General features: G+C 45.5%; 21 protein-coding genes and 1 pseudogene. 17 read left to right on the top strand and 5 right to left on the bottom strand.

From position 1 onward, the window contains the following. Positions 1-3: 3 nt before the first annotated feature. The 11 genes from LJ740_RS07105 (at position 4) to LJ740_RS07155 (ending at position 12,411) form a co-directional block, all read left to right on the top strand. Positions 4-1,101 carry a TRAP transporter substrate-binding protein gene (locus LJ740_RS07105; RefSeq protein ID WP_377307145.1) on the top strand — a complete coding sequence of 366 codons (1,098 nt, stop codon included), beginning with the start codon at positions 4-6 and terminating at the stop codon, positions 1,099-1,101. Positions 1,102-1,295: 194 nt separating this feature from the next. After that, positions 1,296-2,471, top strand: coding sequence for an enoyl-ACP reductase FabV (fabV, locus tag LJ740_RS07110; protein WP_229528381.1), 1,176 nt, complete (start codon positions 1,296-1,298; stop codon positions 2,469-2,471). 426 nt (positions 2,472-2,897) lie between these two features. Beyond that, positions 2,898-4,238 (top strand): Na(+)-translocating NADH-quinone reductase subunit A, encoded by a 1,341-nt coding sequence (locus LJ740_RS07115; RefSeq protein WP_229528382.1) that lies wholly within the window; start codon positions 2,898-2,900, stop codon positions 4,236-4,238. A 2-nt stretch (positions 4,239-4,240) separates the two neighbouring features. After that, positions 4,241-5,458, top strand: coding sequence for an NADH:ubiquinone reductase (Na(+)-transporting) subunit B (locus LJ740_RS07120; RefSeq protein ID WP_229528383.1), 1,218 nt, complete (start codon positions 4,241-4,243; stop codon positions 5,456-5,458). After that, positions 5,445-6,203 (top strand): Na(+)-translocating NADH-quinone reductase subunit C, encoded by a 759-nt coding sequence (locus LJ740_RS07125; protein ID WP_229528384.1) that lies wholly within the window; start codon positions 5,445-5,447, stop codon positions 6,201-6,203. The genes LJ740_RS07120 and LJ740_RS07125 overlap by 14 nt, the downstream gene beginning before the upstream one ends. Positions 6,204-6,214: 11 nt before the next feature. After that, positions 6,215-6,850, top strand: coding sequence for an NADH:ubiquinone reductase (Na(+)-transporting) subunit D (locus LJ740_RS07130; protein WP_229528385.1), 636 nt, complete (start codon positions 6,215-6,217; stop codon positions 6,848-6,850). Positions 6,851-6,855: 5 nt separating this feature from the next. After that, entirely contained in the window at positions 6,856-7,464 is a 609-nt protein-coding gene (gene nqrE, locus LJ740_RS07135; RefSeq protein ID WP_229528386.1) for an NADH:ubiquinone reductase (Na(+)-transporting) subunit E, read from the top strand. Positions 7,465-7,491: 27 nt separating this feature from the next. Continuing rightward, positions 7,492-8,724, top strand: coding sequence for an NADH:ubiquinone reductase (Na(+)-transporting) subunit F (gene nqrF, locus LJ740_RS07140; protein WP_229528387.1), 1,233 nt, complete (start codon positions 7,492-7,494; stop codon positions 8,722-8,724). A 78-nt stretch (positions 8,725-8,802) separates the two neighbouring features. Beyond that, entirely contained in the window at positions 8,803-9,831 is a 1,029-nt protein-coding gene (locus LJ740_RS07145) for an FAD:protein FMN transferase (protein WP_229528388.1), read from the top strand. A gap of 7 nt (positions 9,832-9,838) precedes the next feature. Then, entirely contained in the window at positions 9,839-10,072 is a 234-nt protein-coding gene (gene nqrM, locus LJ740_RS07150) for a (Na+)-NQR maturation NqrM (RefSeq protein WP_229528389.1), read from the top strand. A 440-nt stretch (positions 10,073-10,512) separates the two neighbouring features. Further along, entirely contained in the window at positions 10,513-12,411 is a 1,899-nt protein-coding gene (locus tag LJ740_RS07155) for a methyl-accepting chemotaxis protein (RefSeq protein WP_229528390.1), read from the top strand. On the opposite strand, the gene LJ740_RS07160 is transcribed toward LJ740_RS07155, so the two are convergent. Continuing rightward, complete coding sequence (locus LJ740_RS07160; RefSeq protein WP_229528391.1) at positions 12,408-12,614, bottom strand: hypothetical protein; 207 nt, start codon at positions 12,612-12,614, stop codon at positions 12,408-12,410. The genes LJ740_RS07155 and LJ740_RS07160 overlap by 4 nt on opposite strands. Positions 12,615-12,764: 150 nt before the next feature. Here LJ740_RS07160 and dinB point away from each other — a divergent pair, with 150 nt between their 5' ends. The 3 genes and pseudogenes from dinB to LJ740_RS07175 all read left to right on the top strand — a co-directional run bounded on the left by dinB (position 12,765) and on the right by LJ740_RS07175 (position 16,754). Next, positions 12,765-13,847: a DNA polymerase IV gene (gene dinB / locus LJ740_RS07165; RefSeq protein ID WP_229528392.1), complete on the top strand. Its 1,083-nt coding sequence runs from the start codon at positions 12,765-12,767 to the stop codon at positions 13,845-13,847. A gap of 158 nt (positions 13,848-14,005) precedes the next feature. Next, a pseudogene (locus tag LJ740_RS07170) lies at positions 14,006-15,539 on the top strand (M17 family metallopeptidase). A 36-nt stretch (positions 15,540-15,575) separates the two neighbouring features. Continuing rightward, entirely contained in the window at positions 15,576-16,754 is a 1,179-nt protein-coding gene (locus tag LJ740_RS07175) for an MFS transporter (RefSeq protein WP_229528393.1), read from the top strand. 132 nt (positions 16,755-16,886) lie between these two features. Here LJ740_RS07175 and LJ740_RS07180 read toward each other — a convergent pair whose 3' ends face one another. Beyond that, positions 16,887-18,266 carry an FG-GAP repeat domain-containing protein gene (locus LJ740_RS07180; RefSeq protein WP_229528394.1) on the bottom strand — a complete coding sequence of 460 codons (1,380 nt, stop codon included), beginning with the start codon at positions 18,264-18,266 and terminating at the stop codon, positions 16,887-16,889. 335 nt (positions 18,267-18,601) lie between these two features. Beyond that, complete coding sequence (locus LJ740_RS07185; RefSeq protein ID WP_229528395.1) at positions 18,602-19,150, bottom strand: recombinase family protein; 549 nt, start codon at positions 19,148-19,150, stop codon at positions 18,602-18,604. Between the two features lie 228 nt (positions 19,151-19,378). Here LJ740_RS07185 and LJ740_RS07190 point away from each other — a divergent pair, with 228 nt between their 5' ends. Then, on the top strand, positions 19,379-19,885 hold the full coding sequence (locus LJ740_RS07190; protein ID WP_229528396.1) for a hypothetical protein: 507 nt from the start codon (positions 19,379-19,381) through the stop codon (positions 19,883-19,885). A gap of 283 nt (positions 19,886-20,168) precedes the next feature. On the opposite strand, the gene LJ740_RS07195 is transcribed toward LJ740_RS07190, so the two are convergent. Both LJ740_RS07195 and LJ740_RS07200 read right to left on the bottom strand, forming a co-directional pair. Beyond that, positions 20,169-21,296 carry a hypothetical protein gene (locus tag LJ740_RS07195; RefSeq protein ID WP_229528397.1) on the bottom strand — a complete coding sequence of 376 codons (1,128 nt, stop codon included), beginning with the start codon at positions 21,294-21,296 and terminating at the stop codon, positions 20,169-20,171. Positions 21,297-21,710: 414 nt separating this feature from the next. Then, complete coding sequence (locus tag LJ740_RS07200) at positions 21,711-23,489, bottom strand: recombinase family protein (protein WP_229528398.1); 1,779 nt, start codon at positions 23,487-23,489, stop codon at positions 21,711-21,713. Positions 23,490-23,723: 234 nt separating this feature from the next. Between LJ740_RS07200 and LJ740_RS07205 the strand changes: the two genes are divergently transcribed. Both LJ740_RS07205 and LJ740_RS07210 read left to right on the top strand, forming a co-directional pair. Beyond that, on the top strand, positions 23,724-23,972 hold the full coding sequence (locus LJ740_RS07205) for a DUF1653 domain-containing protein (protein WP_229528399.1): 249 nt from the start codon (positions 23,724-23,726) through the stop codon (positions 23,970-23,972). Beyond that, positions 23,972-24,436 carry a hypothetical protein gene (locus tag LJ740_RS07210; protein ID WP_229528400.1) on the top strand — a complete coding sequence of 155 codons (465 nt, stop codon included), beginning with the start codon at positions 23,972-23,974 and terminating at the stop codon, positions 24,434-24,436. The genes LJ740_RS07205 and LJ740_RS07210 overlap by 1 nt, the downstream gene beginning before the upstream one ends. Positions 24,437-24,559 lie beyond the last annotated feature (123 nt).

The following is a 24,559-nucleotide window of genomic DNA, read 5'->3' on the forward strand; positions in this document are numbered from 1 at the left end:
CCTATGTTGGTATTCAAAAAATGGTTTTTAGTGGCGTCTGTGACGCTGTTGATGAGTTGTACGGATTCAGCGTCAGATTCACCGGCGCAGGTTGATGGTGCTGTTGCGCAGCAATCATTTGAATGGAAACTGGTCACCAGTTGGCCGAAGAATTTTCCGGGGCTGGGCAAAGGGCCGGAAACCTTTGCTGAAATGGTTAATCAGATGTCAGCCGGGCGTCTTAATGTCAGAGTTTATGGCGCCGGTGAGATAGTACCGGGGTTTGAAGTGTTTGACGCTGTAGCGCAGGGGACCGCTCAGATTGGTCATTCCGGCCCCTATTACTGGAAAGGCAAGGCACCTGCAGCACAAATATTCACCGGAGTCCCCTTTGGTATGAATGCCCAGGAAATGAACGGCTGGCTGCATTACGGTGGTGGTCTGGCGCTGTGGCAGGAATTGTATAAGCCATTTGGGCTAATTCCCTTTGCGGGCGGTAATACCGGTACTCAGATGGCGGGTTGGTTTAAAAAAGAAATCAACAGTGTTGAGGATATTAAAGGTCTGAAAATGCGCATACCAGGCCTTGGCGCTGAAGTGTTAAAACGCCTGGGTGGCGTGCCAGTGTCACTCACCGGTGGCGAGCTGTTTACTTCATTGCAAACCGGTGCGATTGATGCCACTGAATGGGTGGGGCCTTACAATGATTTGGCGTTTGGGTTACATAAAGCCGCCGATTACTATTATGCCTTTGGCTGGCATGAAACCGGCACCACGCTGGAATTTATCGTCAACGAACAGGCTTACAAAGCATTACCTGCGGATTTGCAAAAGATTGTGGAAGTCGCCGCCAGAGCGGTAAACCAGGACATGTTAGATGAATACACGGCGCGCAATAATGCCGCGTTGCAAACCCTGTTAAATACTCATGACGTAGCGTTAAAACAATTACCGGACGATGTGATACAGGCACTCAAGGCGGCCACCGACGAAGTGTTAGCAGAGCAATCGGCGGCAGATCCGCAATTTGCCAAAATTTATCAACACTATAAAAAGTTCCAGCAAGAAGTGGCTAACTTCCATGGTATTACTGAGGCCAGACTTTACCAGAGCCGGCAATAATCCGCCCTGATGGATTGAACTTCAGGGCGACTGAATCGAATCGACAGTACGATTTTGCATTGCCATAACAGAGATACACAGCTGTTCAGAGTTGTTGAATCCTGTGCGCTGGTTACAATAGGCAGCAATTAAACAGCTGAACCGTTACTGTGTTTGGCTGTCACCATTTAACACAATAAGGAATGTCCTCAGCTATGGTTATTCAACCAAAAATTCGCGGATTTATTTGTACTAATGCTCATCCGGTTGGATGTGCGCATAATGTCAGCAGTCAGATTGATTATGTAAAAGCGCAATCCCATTCAGAAGATGGCCCGAAAAATGTACTGGTTTTAGGCTGTTCGACTGGGTATGGCCTGGCGTCGCGTATTGTGTCGGCATTTGGTTACGGTGCTAAAACTCTGGGGGTGTGTTTCGAAAAGGCACCGTCAGAAAAGAAAACCGGCACCGCTGGCTGGTACAATACCGCCGCGTTTCATCAGCAGGCTGAGGAAGCCGGGCTGTACCACAAAACCCTGAATGGGGATGCGTTTTCTAAAGAGATCAAAGCACAGGTGATTGACGCGATTAAGCAGGATATGGGGCAGGTGGATTTAGTGATCTACAGTCTGGCATCGCCGCGTCGCACTGACCCTGAAACCGGTGAAGTCTATAAGTCGGTACTCAAGCCTGTTGGAAAAAGCTATACCACCAAAACGTATGACACAGATAAGGACCTGGTACACGAGGTATCACTGGAGCCAGCTTCTGACGATGATATTCAAAATACCGTTAAGGTGATGGGCGGCGAAGATTGGGAATTGTGGTTAGATGCGTTAGGCGAAGCCGGGGTATTAGCGCAAAACTGCAAAACGACTGCTTACACCTACATTGGCAAAGAATTAACCTGGCCTATTTACGGTCATGCTACGATTGGTAAAGCGAAAGAAGACCTGGATCGCGCTGTGCAGGCCATCGAGAGCAAGCAAGCGGCGTTAAACGTCAAAGCCTATGTGTCTTCATTAAAAGCACTGGTAACTCAGGCATCTTCTGCAATTCCGGTTATGCCATTGTATATTTCCCTGATATATAAGGTGATGAAAGAAGAGGGCACCCACGAAGGTTGTATTGAGCAAATCGATGGTTTATTCCGATTGTTACAACAGGAAGCGCCACAAGTGGATGAAGCCGGGCGTTTGCGCATGGATGGTAAAGAAACCAATGATGCCACTCAGGCCAAAATAAAAGCGTTGTGGGATCAGGTGACTCAGGAAAACTTCCATCAGTTGAGTGACTATCAGGGATATCACCGCGAGTTTTTACACTTGTTTGGTTTTGGATTCGACGCGGTAGATTATCAACAGGATGTCAGTCCTTTAGCCGACTGGTAACTATAAATTTACACCGATGTTTCAGACAAAACACCGCCAAGGCGGTGTTTTGTGTTTTTACTCAGAACAATTTGGGCGAAAAACCGTATCGGATAAAAAGCCAGCTTCGTTGACAAAACACAATCTATTGCTAGTGTAATGAATAAAATCTGTACAGCTTGTGGCTAAAAATAAAGCAAAAAAACCAGCCTGGGCACATAGGCGTAGCGCAAATTGGTCATGTAGTGCTAGAATTCGGCAGTTTGTTAAGCGACGTTTCATGTGGTTACAAATTTTATTTTGTAAGACAGTGGCGCGAAGCGGATTGATAAACGGTTCTTAAGACCTTTTCAGGTTTTTGTATGGAATTCAAAATACTTATCAGGATTGGGTTTGCTCGTGAGCACAACCCTGATAAGTATTAATCCTTAACTAGTGCATGTAAGTATGATTAAAATAAAGAAAGGCCTCAACCTCCCTATATCGGGAGCGCCAACTCAAGAAATCCACGACGGTGCGCCGATTACGCGCGTTGCTGTTTTGGGTGAAGAATACATCGGCATGCGTCCCACTATGCATTGTCAGGTGGGCGATGTCGTGAAAAAAGGGCAGATTCTTTTTGAAGACAAAAAGAATCCTGGCGTTAAATTCACTGCCCCTTCTGCTGGTGAAATCATTGAAATCAACCGTGGTGCAAAACGTGTTTTGCAATCGGTTGTGATCAAGATTGCCGGTGATGAGCAGGTAGAATTTAACAAATATGAAGCGTCGGAATTAGCCGGTTTAGACAGAGAGAGCATCGTATCTCAGCTTGTTGATTCCGGATTATGGACAGCGCTACGTACCCGCCCTTACAGTAAAATTCCTGCTATTGATTCCACGCCAACTGCAATTTTTGTCAATGCGATGGATACCAATCCATTGGCAGCAGACCCTGCAGTTATTATTGCGCAGAGTCAGGCAGATTTTGAAAACGGTTTGCAGGTTGTCAGCAAGTTAACTCAGGGGAAAACCTGGGTGACTAAGGCTTCTGGTGCCTCTGTCAGCACGGGTAATGCTGCAGTAACTACTGAAGAGTTCTCTGGTCCGCACCCTGCGGGTCTGGTGGGTACGCATATCCACTTCCTTGACTCAGCAGGTGCAAACAAGTTTGTCTGGCATGTGGGCTATCAGGACGTCATCGCCATTGGTAAACTGTTTACCACCGGGCAGATTGATTCCTCACGCATTGTTGCGTTAGCCGGTCCTGTCGTATCGAACCCCAGACTGGTACGTACTCTGGTGGGTGCCAACACGGTGGAATTGACCGCTGATGAGCTTAACTGTGACGAACCCAGGGTCATTTCTGGTTCAGTATTACATGGCTTACACGCTCACGGTGTCCACGCTTATTTAGGACGTTATGCGACACAGCTTTCCGTTGTTGCTGAAGACCGGGAGAAAAAGCTGTTCGGCTGGATTACTCCAGGCTCTGATAAGCACTCGATCACTAAAGCCTATCTGGGTCACCTGAACCCAGGCAAGTTATTCAATATGACTTCAACGACCAATGGTTCAGATCGTGCCATGGTGCCAATCGGCAACTATGAACGCGTAATGCCATTGGATGTATTACCCACACTGCTTTTACGCGATCTGCTGGCCGGTGACACTGACAGCGCTCAGACTATGGGCTGTCTGGAACTGGACGAAGAAGATCTGGCGTTGTGTACCTATGTATGCCCAGGCAAATACGATTACGGCTCCGTGCTGCGGGATTGTCTGGATAAGATTGAGAAAGAGGGCTAATCATGAGTTTAAAAGAGTATCTCGAAAAGATTGAACCCGATTTCGAACCGGGTGGCAAACACGAGAAGTGGTATGCGCTTTACGAAGCCGCAGCTACCATTTTCTATACACCTGGCAAGGTCACCAAAGGGTCTACTCACGTTAAAGACAGTATTGACCTGAAACGCATCATGATTTTGGTGTGGATGGCTACCTTCCCGGCGATGTTTTACGGCATGTTCAACATTGGTCAGCAAGCACACCTTGCCATTTTGAATGGCGCTGGTGCGGTGGCTTTACCAGATGTATGGCAAGCTGCCCTGTTTACCGCATTCGGTGGACAACTGGGCGTAGACGGCGTGTCCTGGTTGGGCATGATGGGCTATGGTGCCTGTTTCTTCCTGCCAATCTATGCCGTGACCTTCATTGTAGGTGGTTTCTGGGAAGTGCTGTTTGCCTCTATCCGCAAACACGAAGTTAACGAAGGCTTCTTCGTGACTTCGGTACTGTTCGCTCTGACCTTACCGGCAACAATTCCTTTGTGGCAAGTTGCACTGGGTATTACTTTCGGTGTGGTTATTGCCAAAGAAGTCTTTGGTGGTACTGGTCGTAACTTCCTTAACCCGGCGCTATCGGGTCGTGCTTTCCTGTATTTTGCTTATCCGGCGCAAATCTCCGGTGATGCTATCTGGACGGCGGCCGACGGCTACTCAGGTGCAACTATGTTAAGTCAGGCGGCTTCTGGTGCGCTGGATTACAGCAACGTTGCGCTGTGGTGGGATGCCTTCTACGGCAACATCCAGGGCTCAGCAGGTGAAGTGTCTACACTGATGCTAGCACTGGGCGGGTTATTTATTATTTATTTGCGGATTGCTTCGTGGCGCATCGTTTTAGGTGTGTTACTCGGTGCCGCTATCTTCGCGACATTGTTAAACCTGATTGGCAGTGATACCAACCCAATGATGGCAATGCCCTGGTATTGGCATCTGGTTACTGGTGGTTTTGCTTTTGGTATGTTCTTTATGGCAACTGATCCGGTTTCTGCATCTTTTACCAATCAAGGTAAGTGGGCGTATGGTTTATTGATTGGCGCAATGTGTGTGCTGGTCAGAGTCCTGAACCCGGCCTTCCCGGAAGGCATGATGTTGGCAATTCTGTTTGCTAACTTATGGGCGCCGCTGTTTGATTATTTCGTGGCTCAGAGCAATATTAAACGGAGGATGGCACGTGTCAGCGCGTAAAGAAACTCTTGGAAGAACAGTTGGCATCGTTGTCGCTGTATGTCTTGCCTGCTCTATTGTTGTTTCTACAGCAGCGGTAGGCCTTAGAAGTCTGCAAACGGCTAATGCCCAGTTGGACAAACAAACCAACGTATTAGAAGCGGCAGGTCTGTTAGATAAAGCCGCTGGCGACATTGCCGGTACTTATGACGAATTCGTTGAAGAGCGTTATGTGGATTTAGAATCTGGCCAGTACGTTGAAGTACCGGAAGATTTCGACATGTTCAAATACGCCAAAGACGACGAATATCAGGTTCGCCCTAAGCCAGATACGGCAAAGGTGTTCCGTCATTCGAAAGTGGTCAGCGTGTACCATATTAAAAACGAAGCCGGAGACGTAACCCGACTGGTTTTGGAAGTGTACGGCAGCGGTCTTTGGAACCTGATGTATGGATTGCTGGCGGTTGATGCTGATGGCAATACAGTGCGTAGCCTGATCTATTATGATCAGAAAGAAACTCCTGGATTGGGTGGTGAGGTTCAGAACCCGGCCTGGAAGGCGCTTTGGGATGGTAAAAAGCTGTTTAAAGATGGTGACGTTGCTATTCAACTGAAGAAAAATGCCAGCGCCGATAATCCGCACACAGTGGATGCACTTTCAGGTGCAACTTTGACCTCCAACGGTGTTCAGGCGTCACTAGACTATTGGTTAAGTGATCGCGCGTTGGGTAACTTTCTGGCTAATAAGCCATGGCTTAAGTCATAAGGAGAGGCACAATGTCTAGCAATGCAAAAGAAATGAAAAAGGTATTGTTCGGGCCCATCCTGGACAGTAACCCAATTGCACTGCAAATCCTGGGTATTTGCTCAGCATTGGCAGTAACTACAAAACTGGAAACCGCACTGGTCATGTCAGCGGCACTGACCTTTGTAACGGCGTTTTCTAATTTATTTATCTCGTTAATTCGCAATCAGATCCCTTCCAGCGTGCGTATCATCATTCAGATGACCATTATCGCCTCACTGGTAATTCTGGTTGACCAGGTATTAAAAGCCTATTCCTATGAAGTGTCAAAACAGCTCTCGGTATTCGTTGGACTGATTATCACCAACTGTATCGTTATGGGCCGTGCTGAGGCTTACGCTATGAAGAGTCCACCTACCATGAGCTTCCTCGATGGTATCGGTAACGGCCTGGGTTACTCATTTGTCTTGATTGTTATTGGTACGATCAAAGAATTGGGTGGTTTCGGTACGTTATTAGGATATGAAATTCTGCCACTGGTACAAAACGGTGGCTGGTATCAGGGTAATGGCCTGCTGATTCTGCCGTTTAGTTCGTTCTTCCTGATTGGTGGCTTGATTTGGTTCATCCGTACCATTCGTCCGGAACAAGTAGAGCCTAAGGAGTAAATAAAGTGGAACATTATATTAGCTTGTTAGTGCGCTCAATCTTCCTTGAGAACATGGCACTTTTCTACTTTTTCGGTATGTGTACCTTTTTGGCGGTATCGAAAAAGGTCAAAACGGCAATGGGTCTGGGTGTTGCGGTAATCGTAGTACTGGGTATTTCAGTGCCGGTAAACCAATTGGTGTATTCAAACGTTCTGGCTCCTGGTGCGCTTGAATGGGCCGGTTTCCCTGAGGCTGACCTGAGCTTTTTGAGCTTCCTGACCTTTATCGGTGTTATTGCTGCACTGGTTCAGATTCTGGAAATGACCTTAGATAAGTTTTTCCCGGCATTGTACAACGCACTGGGGATCTTCTTACCTTTGATCACGGTTAACTGCGCCATCTTTGGTGGTGTGGCCTTTGCTATCCAGAAAGAATACACCTTTACCGAAAGCATCTTTTTCGGTGTAGGTAGTGGTGCGGGCTGGGCGATTGCCATTGTCCTGTTAGCCGGTATTCGTGAAAAGCTGAAGTATGCAGACATGCCTGAAGGTGTTCGTGGCCTGGGGTCTGTATTTATTATTGCTGGTTTGATGGCGTTGGGCTTCCAGTCCTTCTCCGGTGTATCAATCTAAGCGGCGTCAGGAGAGGAATAAAAGATTATGAATCCAACTGATATTTACCTCGGCGTAGGTATGTTTATCGCTATCGTTTTGGCATTGGTGTTTATTATCATGTTCGCTAAATCGAAGCTGGTTCCCACCGGCGATGTTAAAATTCTGATTAATGGTGATCCTGATAAAGCGATCACCGCATCACCGGGTGGCAAGCTGCTGGGTGCCCTGGCGGAAAATGGTATTTTCGTAAGCTCTGCTTGCGGTGGTGGTGGCTCTTGCGGCCAGTGCCGTGTCGATATCAAAGCCGGTGGTGGTGAAATCCTGCCCACCGAGCTGGATCACATTACCAAGCGCGAGGCCCGTGAAGGTTGCCGTTTGTCCTGCCAGGTTGCTATTAAGCAAGATATGGACATTGAATTACCGGAAGAAATTTTCGGTATCAAGAAGTGGGATTGTGAAGTTATTTCTAACGACAACAAGGCCACTTTCATCAAGGAGCTTAAGCTGAAGATTCCAAACGGGGAGAGTGTACCTTTCCGTGCGGGTGGTTATATTCAGATCGAAGCCCCTGCTCACCACGTTAAATACAAGGACTTCGATATCCCGGCGGAATATCGTCCTGACTGGGAGCGTTTCGGTTTCTTTGATATCGAATCTAAAGTGGATGATGAAACCATCCGTGCTTATTCCATGGCTAACTATCCGGAAGAAGAAGGCATTATTATGTTGAACGTGCGTATCGCTACGCCGCCACCTAATAACCTGAGCCTGCCGGCCGGTAAGATGTCTTCTTACATCTGGAGTCTGAAAGAAGGTGACAAAGCCACTATTTCTGGTCCATTTGGTGAATTCTTTGCGAAAGAAACCCAGGCTGAAATGGTGTTTGTCGGCGGTGGTGCAGGTATGGCGCCGATGCGTTCGCACATCTTCGATCAGCTGCGTCGTCTTAAATCAGACCGCAAGATTTCTTTCTGGTACGGTGCCCGTTCACTGCGTGAAATGTTCTATGTAGAAGATTTCGATATGCTGCAGGATGAAAACGATAACTTCCAGTGGCATGTGGCCTTGTCTGATCCACAGCCAGAAGATAACTGGGAAGGCTATACCGGCTTTATCCACCAGGTATTGTTAGAAAACTACCTGAAGGATCACCCGGCGCCGGAAGATTGTGAATTCTATATGTGTGGACCACCTATGATGAACGCGGCGGTTATCAATATGCTCAAAGACCTGGGCGTAGAAGGCGATAACATTATGCTGGACGACTTTGGCGGTTAAGACAGTAAATATTTGAAAAAAGGGGCTAAGGCCCCTTTTTTAATAGGCCCTAATTAGCAACGATTTTAAGTTTTAAACATGAACATAGTATCACTTCGCGTCTGCCTATTTACCCTGATAGCCCTTTGCTTAATGTTGGTGGCAGGGTGCCAGCAACCTCCAGCGGAAGTCCATCTGTCTGGCCCGACGATGGGCACGACCTACAATATTAAATACTGGTCAGAAAATACAACTGACAGCACATTGCTGCAGCAACGCATTGATGATGAGTTGGTACATATCAACAAGCTGATGTCTACTTACGACCCTGCGTCTGAGTTGTCGATGCTGAACCAGACAAAAAGCACCGAACCCTACCCACTGTCCTCTGAAACATTGGTGGTGGTTGAAGAAGCTTTGCGTATTGGCAAACTGAGCAATCAGTATCTGGATATCACCGTCGGACCTTTGGTAAACCTCTGGGGATTTGGTCCTCAGGCCAGACCGGAAGTGATCCCCTCCGATGTGGATATCGATGCTGCCAGAGCCAGAGTGGGCATTGATAAACTATCCGTAAGCGGTAACAGTTTAAGCCGGGCTCATCCGGATATGTACGTAGATTTGTCCACCGTGGCAAAAGGCTATGGTGTTGACCAGGTGGCGGAGATAGTCGCGTCTTTTGGCATTGACAATTATCTGGTAGAGATAGGCGGAGAAATGCGTGTGGCAGGTGTTAAGCGCAATGGCCAGGCGTGGCGAATTGCTATTGAAAAACCGGTTTCTCTTGAGCGGGCAATACAGGAAATTATCACTGTTGGTAATAACGCTATCGCGACATCAGGCGACTACCGCAATTATTATGAAGAAGACGGTATGCGTTACTCCCATCTCATTGATCCAAAAACCGGAAAGCCAATTCAGCATAATCTGGTCTCTGTTACTGTGGTGCATCCTTCCTGTTTAACCGCTGACGGATATTCCACGGCAATTGCAGTAATGGGTAAAGATGCGGGGCTGGCTATGGCATTGGAAAATGATCTGGCGGTTTTGTTGATTACCCGAGAAAATGGCGAGTTTAAAGAGTATACTACGCCGGGTTTTGATTCATTTATGAGTAAAAAAGGGTAAGTACGCAGTGAGTACCTTTCTGTTAGCATTCGTGTTCTTTTTAATAGTCGTTGCCGCAATGGCAATTGGTTATATTTTACAAAATAAAACAATTTCAGGCTCCTGCGGTGGGCTCGGTGCATTGGGCATCGACAAGGCATGTGACTGCCCTGAACCCTGTGATCGTAAAAAGGCCCGTATTGAACGGGAAGAAGCCCGGCAAAAAAAGATTGAGGAATGGCAAAACAATAAAATTGTTTAATTGTCAGCGTCACGGTTATTTACGGGCATCTGGTCGTCAGATGCCTGACTCTACTCCATAAAGTAAACTTTGTTTCACGCTATGCGGTTTATTTTCCATCTGTCATTGATGCAATAAAGCGCTTACAATCCTTTACATGTCTGGCTTAAATTCAGACAATAAGCATCGTTTTAGATGACATCCATCACTGTATCCAGTCATCTCAGAGCTCATTCATCTTGTCAGTAGCCTTGTGTAGCACAGCTCTGCAGGCTCAGGTTGAATCCGACTCAACAAATTTTGAGCGCGGCCGTTAAGGTTAGGCGTAAGTACAATAAAAATTAAATCAATAAGGTTGCAATATGTGGTTTCAGAAGTCTATTAGTCAAAGACTGATCGCTGTTTGTGTTTCGGGAATCGCTTGTTTGTTTTTGCTATATGGAATTTGGCAGGTGCAACAAGTGAAATCCAGCACGATTGAACGCGTCAACGGCGATATTCAAAACATCGTATCCCAAAAAGCCACAGAAATTGCCGGTTTTTTCTATGCCAAGGGGCAGGTGATCCACAGTGTATTTGCTAATCCGCTGGTATTGGATTGGTTTGAAGATTACGACGACCGCCGCAGTGATATTTCCAATGATGAAGATTATCGCAAGGTTTGGGACTTTTTTAAGTTTTTCTCCGATAAAGACGCGGCGATAAAAAGTGTCTTCTTTGGCTCTGCCAATACATTTGAATATTTCGATTTAAATGGCCGTTACGACGGCGACCCTAATTATTACACCAATAAACGCCCCTGGTGGTTTGAAGCCCAGGATAAGGGGCGCTTATACCTGTCAGATCCGGCAGTGGATGCAAACGACGGTTCAATTTCAGCCACCATTAAAACCGTGGTGAACCGCAACGGCCGTTTTCTGGGTATCGGCGGTATGGACATTCTGATTTCCACCATTGGCGAAGAGCTGCTGAGTAAAATCAAATATCAGGGCATGGGTAATGCGTTTCTGGTAACCGACAAAGGGGTGTTGGTATATTTTCCCGGCTTCAATGAACGCTTCCCTCCGGGGTCGGATATGAGCAAGGTTGACAGTATTTTTAGTGATACTGAAGGTTTTGCCCAGTTAAAAAATATGGTTACCCGCCAGGACAGCGGGGTCACACAAGTGTACTGGAAAGATGAACACTACAAAGTCATCTTCGATAAAGTTGCCGGTGAATACCCTTACTTCAACTGGAAACTGGGCTTTATGGTGCCGGACGAAGCAATTAGTGCGCCGGTGACCAGTGCCGTATGGCAGGTCACTTTCCTGATGATTATTATGTTGGCCATTATTGCAGTGATGGTGTTCATGATTGTGCGTCCTATGCTTAATCCGCTGAACAGCATGGTACACGCCATGAAAGACATTTCCCGCGGCGATGGCGACCTGACTAAACGCATTGATTTAAAGCGCGAAGATGAAATTGGTCAGCTGGCCAGCGAATTCAATCGCTTTATGGACAAGATCCAGGCCCTGGTAAAACAGACCATGGATATTACTACCGAGGTTAACCGTACAACCAAAAGCGTTAGTGAGATCACGCAACACAACCTGGATCTGGTGAATAACGAAAAGAGCGAAATTGAATCGGTCGCCAGCGCCAGTTATGAAATGGCCGAAACCAGTAAAGACGTTTCCCGCAATACCAGTGGTGCTATGGAAGTGGCGGACAATGTAAAAGCTGAAATGGACAAAGGCAGCGCCGTAGTAAAATCGGCTGTTGGTGATATCAACTCTTTGTCGACGCAGATTGGCGAAGCCGCGACGGTTGTTGCCGCGCTGGAAGCGGAAACCGATAAAATTGGTGAAGTGCTGGACGTTATCTCTGCCATTACCGAACAAACCAATTTGTTAGCCCTCAACGCGGCTATTGAAGCGGCCCGCGCTGGTGAAATGGGACGTGGTTTTGCTGTGGTCGCGGATGAAGTCAGAACCCTGGCCAGTCGTACCCAGGAATCCACCCGCCATATCCAGGAAATCATTGGCGCCCTGCAAACTACGGCAAAACAAGCCAGTCAGGCCATGACCGCCAGTAATTCCCAGGCGGAGTCTGGTGTGCAACGGGTGGCTGATTTGCAAACCGTGTTAGATCAGGCGTTCTCTGGTGTAGAGCAAATCCAACAGCAAATGCAAAGTATCGTAGCTGCCAACACGCAGCAATCATATACAGCTGAAGAAATTGCCAGAAACGTCAGCCACATTACTGAACTGGCCGATGAAACTGTCATGGAAAGTAAAGACGTTGAGAAAAACATCTCAGAGCTTAAGCGTCTGGCCAGCAATCTGGACGAAGTGCTGAAACAGTTCAAGGTTTAGTCTGCCTGGCCGGAGCTTTCCAGCAAGACAGAGGTTAATTTAAACATTGCTTTAATGGCACTATTGTCGGCGCGTTGCCTGTGTTCTTTTACAGGTCCGCCGTGATTGTGTTCGAAGTTCATGAGAATCAGGCCCTTTGGTGCAACACGTCGAATGGCCAGAAAAAAACTCAAGATAGGCAACACGGATGTTGCCCAGGTCATTGCAAGTGCAGGGATACACTCTCAGTGACGGTCTGCAGGTTCCGCAAATCAACCTCACTGCTGCAACATAATCCCACCAGCTAAAAACCGTATTAATTCGCCTAAAAATCCACTAGAATACTGTTCAAATAAACAGTGTTTCAGTGTGTTTTGCGTAAATTCATTCACATCGATATGGACTGCTTCTATGCTGCCGTGGAGATGCGAGACAATCCAGCGTTGCGTGGAATTCCGATTGCCATCGGGGGGAGCTCTGATCGCAGAGGGGTGATATCCACCTGTAATTATCCGGCCAGAAAATTCGGGGTTCGCTCTGCCATGGCGACTGCGCACGCTATGAAGCTATGTCCGCACCTGACATTGGTGCCGGGGCGCATGGATGTGTATGTGGAAGAGTCACGCAAAATAAAAGCGATATTTAAACGCTACACTGACATCGTTGAACCCCTGTCTTTAGATGAAGCCTTTTTGGATGTTTCCGATTCCACCCTGTTTGCAGGTAGTGCAACACGGATAGCGCAAGACATCCGACAGGCAATATTCGATGAAACCGGTCTAACGGCGTCTGCCGGTGTGGCGCCCATAAAGTTCGTGGCAAAGGTTGCCAGTGATGAAAACAAGCCCGATGGACTGTGTGTCATCCCACCACAAAAACTGCTGGAATTTGTCACCAGATTACCACTCAAGAAAATTCCAGGCGTAGGTAAGGTTACTCAGGAAAAGCTGGCATTGTTGGGGCTGGAAACTTGCGCCGACGTGCAAAACTATCCCAGAGAGCGATTGCTAAAACAATTTGGCAAGTTTGGTAAGATACTTTGGGATCGCTGTCATGCGGTGGATGACAGAGCGCTCAGCACTCACCGTGAACGAAAATCCGTGGGTATCGAAACGACACTGGCCCAGGATATTCACACGCAGCAGCAATGTCTGGAGATTATTCATAAGCTCTACCCTAAACTGATCAAAAGGCTGAAAAAGGTAAGCCCAAATCTCACCGTTCACAATCAGGGAATAAAACTGAAATTTTCTGATTTTCAACAAACCACCATGGACCAACGCACTCAGGTGGTATCGTTAAGTACCTTTGAGACCTTAATACCACAAATTCTGGCTCGTCAGCAAAAACGCGGTATTCGCCTGGTAGGATTACATGTGGCCATGCCCCACGAAGCCGATAGTCGGCAACTGCCATTGCGGTTTGAAGCCGGGGGCGGCGGCGAAACGGAATCTTAACTGCACAATTTACCGGTATTTTTGAATAGATGGTTTTGTCAGTGGCTTGTGACGCTGCGCTGAACCCGGCAAAATGAGCACCTCATTTTCTTCATTTGCCTAATATCAATCGTCGCTTACAGAGGTTGGTATCAAACCCGATAACAAGGAGTTTTCCCATGGCTTATCCAAATATTATCGACATTAACAGTATCGCCGATGCATTGGCCCAATCCTCAGATTGGGATGCCCTGATCGTCGTGGCCCCCAAGGCGGAAGCCGTTACCGACACCAGCATTAAAACTGCGCTACTAAAACATCAGGAAATAGACGCCAGAGTGGATGCTGAAGTATTGCTGTTCAGTGGTGAAAACGTTCCCGGAAAGCGTATTGTTTTTGCCCCAACCGGGGAGCTTTCACGTTATTATGACGATGTCAGACGGTATTTCGATGTGGCCAATAAAGCCGCAAAAGTGGCAGTGTCGGCGGGTATACGCAAGCCGCTGATGTGGGTGGAAGCCGCAGAAGGTCAAAACTTTCAAAATGCCATTGGTGCCGCCTACCTCGGGTTTACCCAGGGATTGTGGCAACCCCTGGAAGCGCGTGAAGCGCTGCGTGAGGATGATATCGAACCCATTCAGGAAATTGGCCTTATTACCGGCGATTCTGTGACGTCTTCCTCCTGGTTGATGGCAGCTGAAGCGGGAAAACGCGTGGCGCGAGATTTGTGTGGCACTGAACCGGAGCGTATGGCCCCCCCCCGGTTTTGCAGACTATTGTGTCTCTGCCTTAGCGGGTAGCGCGGTAAAGGTGGAAGTGATCAGCAACCAACGCCAATTGGAAAAAGACTACCCTTTATTGTTTGCCGTGGCTCGTTCGTCTGAGTCGGTAGAACGCCATCAGGCACGTGTTATTACCATGACTTATGAAGGCGAGGGACCAATTGAGCACAGTTTGTACCTGGCCGGAAAGGGTATTACCTATGACACAGGTGGCGCAGACCTGAAAACCGGTGGTCACATGGCGGGGATGAGTCGTGACAAAGGCGGTGCGGCAACTGTGGTAGGTTTTATGAAAATGCTGGCCGCGATTCAGCCCAAAGGCATAAAAGTGGTGGCCGAAGTGGGTGCGGTGCGCAATAGCATCGGCTCCAACGCTTTTGTGGCAGATGAAATCATTACCAGTCGCGCCGGCGTCAGGGTCCGTATCGGAAATACCGATGCCGAAGGACGTCTGGTATTATGCGATGTATTGACTCACCTGAAAGAGCTGGCTGCAGAAGATGACAAAGCGGAATTCTTTTCAGTGGCCACGCTGACCGGCCATGCCGCTCGTGCCGTTGGACCTTATACAGCGTTGGTCGAAAACGGGGTTGCCAGGGCAAAAAACAGTGCTCAGCAATTATCTGTTGCGGGCGACTTGTGGGCGGACCCGGCTGAGATATCGCGTTCCCGTCGGGAAGATTTCGATTTTGTTAAACCGCGCACCAAAGCCGATGATATTTTATCCTCTAACAATGCAGCGTCTGCGGTGACGGCCAGAGGCCATCAGTTCCCTATGGCGTTTTTGCAACTGGCGTCAGGGCTGAATGATACACAGTACGCCTATACTCACGTCGACATTGCAGGTAGCGGTGTCGAAGGGGGGGATTGGCAGCATGGTAAACCGACGGCTGCGGGATTGATGATGTTAGCAGGTCGTTATTTAATTTAACCCGGAGCAGGTTGCTCCATCTAAAGAGAAAGACCAATGCGATTTCCTCCTGTTGTGTGGCTATTAGCCGCTATTGCCGCACTGAGTACCACTTCAGGCACCTTAATGGTGTTGGTGGCGGGTATCTTTGGTGCGCAGGTGGCTCCGGCTCAGCAATATGCCACACTGCCTCTGGCACTGATGATTTTGGGGACCGCATTTTCGGTATCTCCCATTGCTCTGTTAATGCGAAAGCTGGGACGTAAAAAGGTATTTATGATGGCGGCAGTGATGGGAATTGCTGCCAGTCTGGTGGCCGCAAATGCGGTAAAACAGGCTTCCTTTGTGCAATTTTGTCTGGCCTCTGCCATGCTGGGCTGTGCAATTGCCGGGTTTCAGCAAATCCGTTTTGCAGCGATAGAATGGGTCAGCTTAGATCGTGTGCCTAAGGTGGTGTCACTGGTTTTATTAGGTGGGCTGGTAGCTGCTATTTTGGGACCGGAATTGTCTGTACTGGGGCAGGGACTGACACCCGGTAGTTTTCAGGGGACTTTTTATTTACTGGCCTGTATCCAGGTCTGTTGCTTTATTTTGTTTTTGTTTTATCAACCCAAAAAGACAGAAGAACTACAACAGAGCCGGGCACACGCTTCGCAAACAGCCGGTAATAAACGCTTTTTGCGCAATCCGGGATTTGTGGTGGCGGTACTCTCGGCCAGTCTGGGTTACGGTTTAATGGCCTTTATCATGACGGCAACACCGGTGCATATGCACGTCTTTGAGCATCACAGCCTGGCGGATACTAAAGTTGTGATCCAGAGCCATATAGTAGCCATGTTTTTACCGTCTTTTTTCAGTGGCTGGTTGATTGGCAAAATAGGCGAGTTAAAGCTCATATTAACAGGCATTGTTATGTTTGGATTGTGTATCCTCGCCGGGTTTTTTGCCGTCGGCTACTGGCATTACTGGGTAACTTTGGTGCTCTTAGGCATCGCCTGGAACTTCCTGTTTACTGCCGGAACCAGTTTATTACCCAAAGCTTATTTACCGGAAGAACGGTTTCAGGCACAGGCGCTGAACGATGGCGTTATGTTTGCCATTCAGGCCGCAGCCTCATTGTCAGCCGGAGCGGTACTGTATTTTCTTGGGTGGCAGGCCATGATAATTGTTTGTCTGTTTACCCTACTATTACTTTTAGCAATTATACTAATAAACAAAGAGCATATTCCCAAATGAGTTTCTCGCAGTAAAAGCTTCGCTAGTTCTCTTAGCCAAAAAGTTTGGCACTTTAAAAGACTATTCTCGTGAGCATTAGAATATGGTTTCGCTAATCTCAATTGCGATCCAGTTAGTCACAGAGATAAGTAGTTAATTACCAGAACCATCGGATTCAAACCCAAGCTGCACTGTTTCGCCCTTATCCAAGCTTGCTTCAACCATTCCTGCTCCCGCAACATTTCCCGCTATCAAGGAGATAATACCTTTACCATTTTGGCCTGTTAAAACATTACCTGAAGCTGGCACGATAGTAGCTAAATCCGGCGAGCTAAGAGAAAACCGAACAAGAATATCGCCCAATGGCATATCATTTCCATCTGTAATTACTACCTCGACGATTAGTGGGTTATCAATTGAAAGTTGGTTGTCAGGCTCGCCAAACTGGTTAAATATACTCAGCGATAATTGCCTTTCTTCTGCAACTGGGTCAGGTCCGGTGGTGACTGTATCATCTTGCATCAAGTCCATTATTAACGGGATTGGCGTAGCTACAGGAAAATCATTTTCATTACCAGTAACTAGCAAAATCGTGCTTTCATCCGAACTTCGGAGAACACTTATTGTTTGGTTTGATGGTTTCCAGATTGCGAAGTCAGCCTTGCCATCAGAGTCAAAGTCTGCAGCGAAGGGTATATCTTCTTCCCCTGAACCAACATTGTATTTTGTAATTGTTTCACCAGTCAGTGAACTAAGAACCATCCAATCAAAAGAAATTGTGTTGTATAACGCTAGGTCTGAGATGCCGTCACCATCATAATCAGCTGGGATTGGAACTTCATCTGCACCTATACCAAAAATGATGCGTTGAATTCCATCTTCTCGGGAAGAATTATAATTAACTTTTTCCCCTGCAGAGTTCTTAATATACCAATATTGAGTCGAAGGCCTCCAAACAGCCATATCGGTAATTCCATCTCCATTGTAATCAGCGGGAACTGGGATGTCAGTTTCTTCTCTACCAAATACGATTCTCTGAATACCATCTCCAACATCGGAGTTAAAACCAGAGCCTGAAGAGTTCTTTACATACCATGTTAAATTTGAAGGTCTTCTAATTGCAAAGTCGTGTACACCATCACCATCATAATCCCCTACTACGGGTATATCACTTGCGTTCCTTCCGAATTGGACTCTTTGAATACCATCTTGGTTAATAGAATTCGTATTACCACCGCTTGAATTTAATACATACCAATACCCTGTCTCGGGTCTTCTGACTGCAAAATCATATTTCCCATCGCCATCAAAATCACCAGCAACAGGAATATCGCTTGATTGTTTGCCGAATATTTCTGATACACCAAATGGGCTTTCAAATGAATAAGTTGACGCGCGCCTCATGATTATATCTGCAACACCATCTCCAGTATAATCGTGTGGAGTTGTAGAAATTTCTGCAAAAGAAAAATTGGTAAACATACTAAAAAACAAAACAACAAACAGGCTAAAAATATTTGTTAGGGGTTTCATCAAACTTTCCATATTATATCAGTGAATACAACCAACGGAGTTTAGCAGCCAAAGATAAAATACCTTACATAAAAGGTGATTAATCTTCGTCCCGGCCTAAGACAGTCTTGTTGGTTTAGTAGACTATGGTCGTTAAAGCACATAAACAGGAGTTATGTTTTTGGGGAATTTCCCAAAATTTTGTAAAAATAGGGTGGTGTTGGTTCTAAAGCTGGTGCTGCTTAGCTGGGAAAATATCTACCAATTTGGGTGTCGGGGTGTTTAGCAACTGATATAGGGTGATCGGGATTCCGTTTATGATTTCAAAATACCTTAAGCGATTGATTTATTTTACTTTATTTTTCCAGCGTTCTTTGAACCGTACTCAAAGAACAACCTAGTTGTTTAGCAATCTTACGAAGTGAGACACCTTCAGCTCTTAGCTTCTTAATGTTCTTGTTTCTTGTGTAGTCGGGGCTTCTACCCTTGTACTTACCAGCAGCTTGAGCAATTGCTATTCCTTCAAGCTGTCTTTCACGAAGCATTGACCTTTCAAACTGATACACAGCACCTAACATGGAAAGCATTAGCTCTTGCATCGGATTAGCTTCTCCAGTGAAGTGTAAATTTTCCTTGTGGAACCTAACGCTTATCCCATTAGCATTTAAGTCTTTAACAAGGTTTAGCAAGTCTTCAAGGTTGCGAGCTAATCTACTGATATCGTGTACGTGAATACAATCACCATCACGAACATACTCAAGCATAGCTTTTAAGGCAGGTCTGTTTGTGTCTTTGCCTGAACACTCATCCTCGAATATTCTATCAAATGTAATACCACAATCAGCTAACTGGCGTTCATTATTTTGATCGGTGCTTGAGACTCTTATGTAAGCAATGTTACTCATATAACGTACCTATTTAAATCTAAGACTTCAAAATCTTAATGGATTTCGGGGCCGATGGCAACACAAGAATAGGGGCTACAGCCTGATTTTGTAGTCAGGTAGAAGTGTACGCATTGGGGTGTACTCTAATGAACTTTGGAACACCCTGAATGGACTTCTCTTAAATTAACTTGACCTAACAGTTATCAACGCTAACATGTAACATGATATTTAGATGAAGGTGATATTATGAGTCATGTTATTAGAGTTCCATCCACTGTTTACTCAAGGTTAGAAAACCTCGCTCAAGGCTTTGACACTCCTGTCAATGTCATTGAAAGACTATTAAACCATTATGAAGGCGTTGATCATGAAACCTATGTAAAAGAAAAAAGCGCTCCTAAATCAAGAGATAATACAAAGTACCTTTTTAATGGCAAAAAGTTAGCTAAAAATAGGCTGGTTCTCGCTGTCGTTAAACAATACGTTGCTGATAATCCCGGCATTGGCTTTAACAAATTGTCATTAACTTTCCCCAAAAAGCTTGAGGGAGGATCTCACGGTGTATTTAACAAACTTGATTATGTATCCAATAAGTACGAAGGAAAAAAAGATAAAAGGCACTTCATGAAAGAAGACGAAGTTATTAATTTGATCGATGGTTCCATAGTTGTATGCGATCAATGGACGTTAGATAATCTGACTAACTTTATAGAAAAAGCAAGGAAGCTTGGTTATGTGATTGAGGCTTCTTAGAAGGGGCCTAAGCAACTTTTTAACTTTAAAATATTATGCATTTATTCATAATTGCATTTTATATATCAATTGCCTCAAGGTCACACTATTCATGGGATACAGAAAGACTACCACCAGCAACTGTCAATTGTATTTGAGAATAATTCACATTAGTCTTTAGAGTTGTAAACCAAGTATCATAAAGGCTGTGTGCGTATTTAGTGGTGTTTATTCGGAGTCACCTACCAAGTGACAGGTAGGAGGGGGGAGTATTTAACGCACTAGCCTGAATCAGTAACCGAGATTATACTACTTCTCCATTTGTGGAATTAAATGCACGTAGCGGATAATCTCTTATCTCATTCAATATTCTGACTTCTTCTCGTTTCACTTCAAGTTCATTAAAAACAAATGGTGTTGTGTTTCTACTGCTATGCATAAACTTGAAAGTGTTCCCAGCGTTCACAGGCTTGTATTTACTCGCTACCTTCGCCATGTAGGACGCTGCATAAAAGAATTCAACAAAGAGGTTCCCTATAGCTTTTCCTGCATATTGCTTGCGCTCCTGAAGCTTGCGTGTGTCGATGTAGTAAGAGCCTGTGTTATTGTCCAAACATCTTTGTAATGCTTCTTGTTGTTGGTGGTAAGATTCAAAGTCCATCTTGTCTGATTCAAGCAGAAAGAACCCAGAACAAGAAGCAAAGGGGGTCTCCTTCCAGTCCCAACCAAAGTAGCTGTAAAGATGTGCGGAGTCTTGCTCTGGTTGTCTGTAAGTGCATTGGTTTACATAGCAGCCTGTGATCTTGTCCCATAGTCGTTTCTTAATTTTATTGTCAGCCATCGTCTTGATTGCTTGTGCCATCCCTGATGTAGAGTAATCCCTAGTCTTTGGCAAGTAGATCAGTAGGTGGTGGTGATAGGCGTTTACCATTACCTCTGAGTTCTTCTCTGTTACGCGGATGAACTCTACAGGGTTGTAGGGGGATGGTTTATTGGTTGTGACCCCATAGTACTTGCGGTAAATCGAGTCTTTGAGATCGTCCATAAAGTCGCTGATATCAAAGCATGTATTACCGGGGTAGAGGTTTAATCTCACTACTACCAGTTCTTTGTTAATAGCCATCTGTTTGATGGTGGATCGTAGTATGGTATCCAACATACGCTTCACAGACTGTCCCTTGTCGCCATGAGCCGATGGCGAAGAGTTGATCGGTAGAGTAACTCCATTGTAGGAGTGAATACCTTTTGTGAGGTAAGATGGTTTGTCTTTCTTCAAAGTGAAGAAGTTATTATTGTATTCTTTGATCAAGGATTTCCCTTGTTGATTCATTTTTAAAGTCTCCTTTCTTAAAGTGTTTTGGATTGTTGTATTGAGGACTGAGTTAACGCGGTAAGGGGTTAGAGTAACGAGTGTTTTTAGAACGCTTTCCATGCCTCTATCCAGATAACTGGTCCTTATGTTCTGTAAGGTCTAGGGAAATGTTGACACAGGGTTAGAATTGTGTTTTCATTACCGATATTATAGGATATTTTTAATCTTAAATTTTATTTGACCTTTATTTTCAGTATAACATGGTTGTCAACACTGTGTGGCGCACAGCACTTCAATGTAACAAAATCTCTTGCGTCTAATAGCATAAGATGAGATGTGCAAGTGCTTCTCAGAGGCTCTGAAAGCTATTCTAAGGTGATTTCTCTGTTTACCCTAGCCTGCCCCCTTACCTGCATAAAAATAACGTCTTAAATCGCGATTTAGAAAATATTTGCCGATAAAGTCAACGGTAGAATGCAGTTTTCAGAGGAGCAAAGGTGAACTGATTTTCAGACCCTAAGTGATGCTTAATCTCTAATCCTCGATTACTTTCAATACCTTTACCCTCGTTCCGTCTGGTAGGGTTACTGTGTCTGGTTTAGTAATATCAAATCTTTTCATAGGAGATTGAATGACTGCACCTTTTTTAAGTCGGTATTCCATGTAAGGTTGTAATGCAAAATCTTCAACCTCTACCTCTTCAATAAATGACATAGTTTCATTGTCGTAAAGAGGTTCTACTTTCAATTTCTGGTGGGTAAGCTCATAAGTGAAAGCTGACAACTTCCCTCGTTCTAAAATGAATAGTGTACCGCCTGCTTGAGGTTTGGCTTTGAGTGAAAAGGCTTTTGTTGGCTCTGCTTGCGGTGGCACATTGTTCACTTCTACAGACAACACATCGTTAGCACCCGCAGAACAAACAAGCTTGTAGGTGGCTCTCAGAAACTGGTTTACTCTTTGGCGGTCTTGACCACTACGTTTTAAGTCTGTCAGTAGCTGTGCTAGTTCTTGCTCTCCAATAACCGCCTCAGGTTTTAGCTGTTCTCTTGCGAGCTTAAGTTGTCTTTTACTAGTTTTGATTTGTGTTTGAACGTTATTGATTTGCTTTATTAATTGGGTGTCATCTTCGAGGAATCCCAAACTAGCTGTTAATTTGGTTTCTCGGTTCTTGAGTGAGTCAAGTTCTTGCTCAATAGCAATAATGTTTTCTTCAACGTCACGGATTGCTTGTTGGTTACTCGCAAGCACCGATTTAAAGCTGTATTGAGTAACATCGAGCATAGCTTTTTCTATTAGGTCATAACGATACAAACGATTATTAGAGCATCCAGAACCAGACTTAGCAGCTATGCAACGTAGGTACTTGTCATTACCCCCTTTGTTCTTACAAGTCAGATTCATTTTGCCATTGCACTCGCCACAAAAGACAAGCCCCTGTAACAAGTTGGCGAAGATATCCGTCGTTCTTCCTATTAGGTGCTTACCTCTTTTATCGAGTGTTCGTTGCAGGAGGTTGAACTCTTTCTTGGAAATAATTTCGGGGTAGTAGTTTGGTAGGATTTGTGACTCTGCCTCTCGTCCTTTTTTGCTCCTGTACAATTGCAGTTCGCCATGCACGGCAGGGTTTCTAGTAATGTTCTTGATGCCAGACGGATGCCACAAACCAGATTTATTAAATTCTGAGATAGGTTGTATGCCTTCCTCATTTAAGATCCTTGCTGTTGTGGGGTTACCGTGAATCTTGCTTAGCTCAAAAATACGCCTCACTGTTTGGGCTTTGCGAAAGTCAACAACCAGCTCTCTGTTATCTTTACTGTGGGTCTCTACGTACAGCCAAGCTGGTATCTTGGTTGTCATAACTTTGTTAAAGTCTGCGGCTTGCTGCTGCTTTTGTTTCCATTTCTCGCTGACCCTTTCTCCTTTAAGCCTCGAACTTTCAAAGGCTTCATGAGCATACATTGCAATTTTGGTAACGCTGAAAACGTCATCAGCGTGTTTCTGTTCAAGAATGTCTCCAGTCTTCAAAAACGCGAGATTAACACCTTGTTCTAGGATTTCGGTGATCAAGTCATAGGTCGCTTTGAAGCCTTGGCGAGAGAGCCTGTCGAAGTGTTCAAAACAAATTATACTGCCAGGTATTATTTTTCTTAGCCTTACAGCTTCTAGTAGTGACTTGAGAGCTTCCCTTTCATCTCCGTTGTAGGCTGATATGCCTAAGTCGCTGTAAACAGCATGTTCAGCTTTTTGATATTCAGGGTGATTATTGCAAAACTTATCGAATTCTTTTAACTGTCGTCTTTCAGAGTCTGACAAGACTTGAGTCTTTGAACTGTATCTGACATACGAATACGCATATGGCATTATTTAAGTAATTCTTTGGCATTCCATAAAATCCATGATAAAAAAAGTAGGGGGACAGTACAAGTAATCATGTTGTCCTGTATCCCCGTTTTGATTTTCTTATTGTGGGTGCTGCGCTGGTGGCATCAGGATGCAACTGTAGCGGTGAGCACTCAGGCAACCCTGCTTTCCGAAAAAGAGTAATTTATGAGTCAACATTCAGCAAACAATACCCTGTTACCCGGATTGTACCGGCATTACAAAGGCCATGATTATCAGGTGATCGATACGGCCACCCATTCTGAGGATGAAAGCTTGTATGTGATTTACCGGCCCCTGTATGGCGAGGGCAAATTGTGGATACGGCCCTTCAGCATGTTTACCGAAACTGTACTGGTTGACGGCAAGCAAATCCCTCGATTTGCCTATGTTGGCCCGATGGGGGAAAGTGCCTGATGAACAGTATTGATTTATTTGGCATTGCCACTTTGACATTACCGCAAGAATGGTTGCAACACGAATCCGATATGAAACCGGATAAGTCGTTGAATTTTGGAAGTCAGGTACCTGAAATCGTTTTACTCAATCAAAACCACGAAGCCGGAAACCTGACCATAAAATGTTATCAGTTTGATGTTAAGGATGAACAGCAACAACAGCATCTGATAAACAGTGTCTATCCCCAGGCTGATTACGAAACCATTACCGAAGGGGTGCTTTGTGATTTAGAAGAACTGCGCGGTGAAGAAGATGGTGAGGATATTGTTGTCACCCGCTGGCGGATTTCTTCTATCAAAAATGCCGATAAGTTTGTCTTGATGACGTTTAGTTTTAGCGCTGCCCTGGCCGACCTGAACAGCGATGCAGTGAATGCGGATATCAGTAATATTGAAAATGCCATAAAGCAGGCGAATTGGTGAATCTTTAAAACTTCATTTTCTAAGGAGCGTAATAAAATTAATATAAATCGGTTGTACTGATTTTTATACTATGTCAGTGTTGGTTACTGATAGAGTGATTTTTGTACAACCTTTTGCGGGTAT

It is taken from the genome of Planctobacterium marinum, assembly GCF_020687805.1.
Lineage (GTDB): Bacteria > Pseudomonadota > Gammaproteobacteria > Enterobacterales > Alteromonadaceae > Planctobacterium > Planctobacterium marinum.

Excerpts from the sequence above, each read along its gene's own strand:
- LJ740_RS07105 (WP_377307145.1), top strand. The coding sequence starts at position 4 with ATGTTGGTATTCAAAAAATGGTTTTTAGTGGCGTCTGTGACGCTGTTG.
- fabV (WP_229528381.1), top strand. The coding sequence starts at position 1,296 with ATGGTTATTCAACCAAAAATTCGCGGATTTATTTGTACTAATGCTCAT.
- LJ740_RS07115 (WP_229528382.1), top strand. The coding sequence starts at position 2,898 with ATGATTAAAATAAAGAAAGGCCTCAACCTCCCTATATCGGGAGCGCCA.
- LJ740_RS07120 (WP_229528383.1), top strand. The coding sequence starts at position 4,241 with ATGAGTTTAAAAGAGTATCTCGAAAAGATTGAACCCGATTTCGAACCG.
- LJ740_RS07130 (WP_229528385.1), top strand. The coding sequence starts at position 6,215 with ATGTCTAGCAATGCAAAAGAAATGAAAAAGGTATTGTTCGGGCCCATC.
- nqrF (WP_229528387.1), top strand. The coding sequence starts at position 7,492 with ATGAATCCAACTGATATTTACCTCGGCGTAGGTATGTTTATCGCTATC.
- LJ740_RS07145 (WP_229528388.1), top strand. The coding sequence starts at position 8,803 with ATGAACATAGTATCACTTCGCGTCTGCCTATTTACCCTGATAGCCCTT.
- LJ740_RS07160 (WP_229528391.1), bottom strand. The coding sequence starts at position 12,614 with ATGACCTGGGCAACATCCGTGTTGCCTATCTTGAGTTTTTTTCTGGCC.
- LJ740_RS07175 (WP_229528393.1), top strand. The coding sequence starts at position 15,576 with ATGCGATTTCCTCCTGTTGTGTGGCTATTAGCCGCTATTGCCGCACTG.
- LJ740_RS07180 (WP_229528394.1), bottom strand. The coding sequence starts at position 18,266 with ATGAAACCCCTAACAAATATTTTTAGCCTGTTTGTTGTTTTGTTTTTT.
- LJ740_RS07185 (WP_229528395.1), bottom strand. The coding sequence starts at position 19,150 with ATGAGTAACATTGCTTACATAAGAGTCTCAAGCACCGATCAAAATAAT.
- LJ740_RS07190 (WP_229528396.1), top strand. The coding sequence starts at position 19,379 with ATGAGTCATGTTATTAGAGTTCCATCCACTGTTTACTCAAGGTTAGAA.
- LJ740_RS07195 (WP_229528397.1), bottom strand. The coding sequence starts at position 21,296 with ATGGAAAGCGTTCTAAAAACACTCGTTACTCTAACCCCTTACCGCGTT.
- LJ740_RS07205 (WP_229528399.1), top strand. The coding sequence starts at position 23,724 with ATGAGTCAACATTCAGCAAACAATACCCTGTTACCCGGATTGTACCGG.
- LJ740_RS07210 (WP_229528400.1), top strand. The coding sequence starts at position 23,972 with ATGAACAGTATTGATTTATTTGGCATTGCCACTTTGACATTACCGCAA.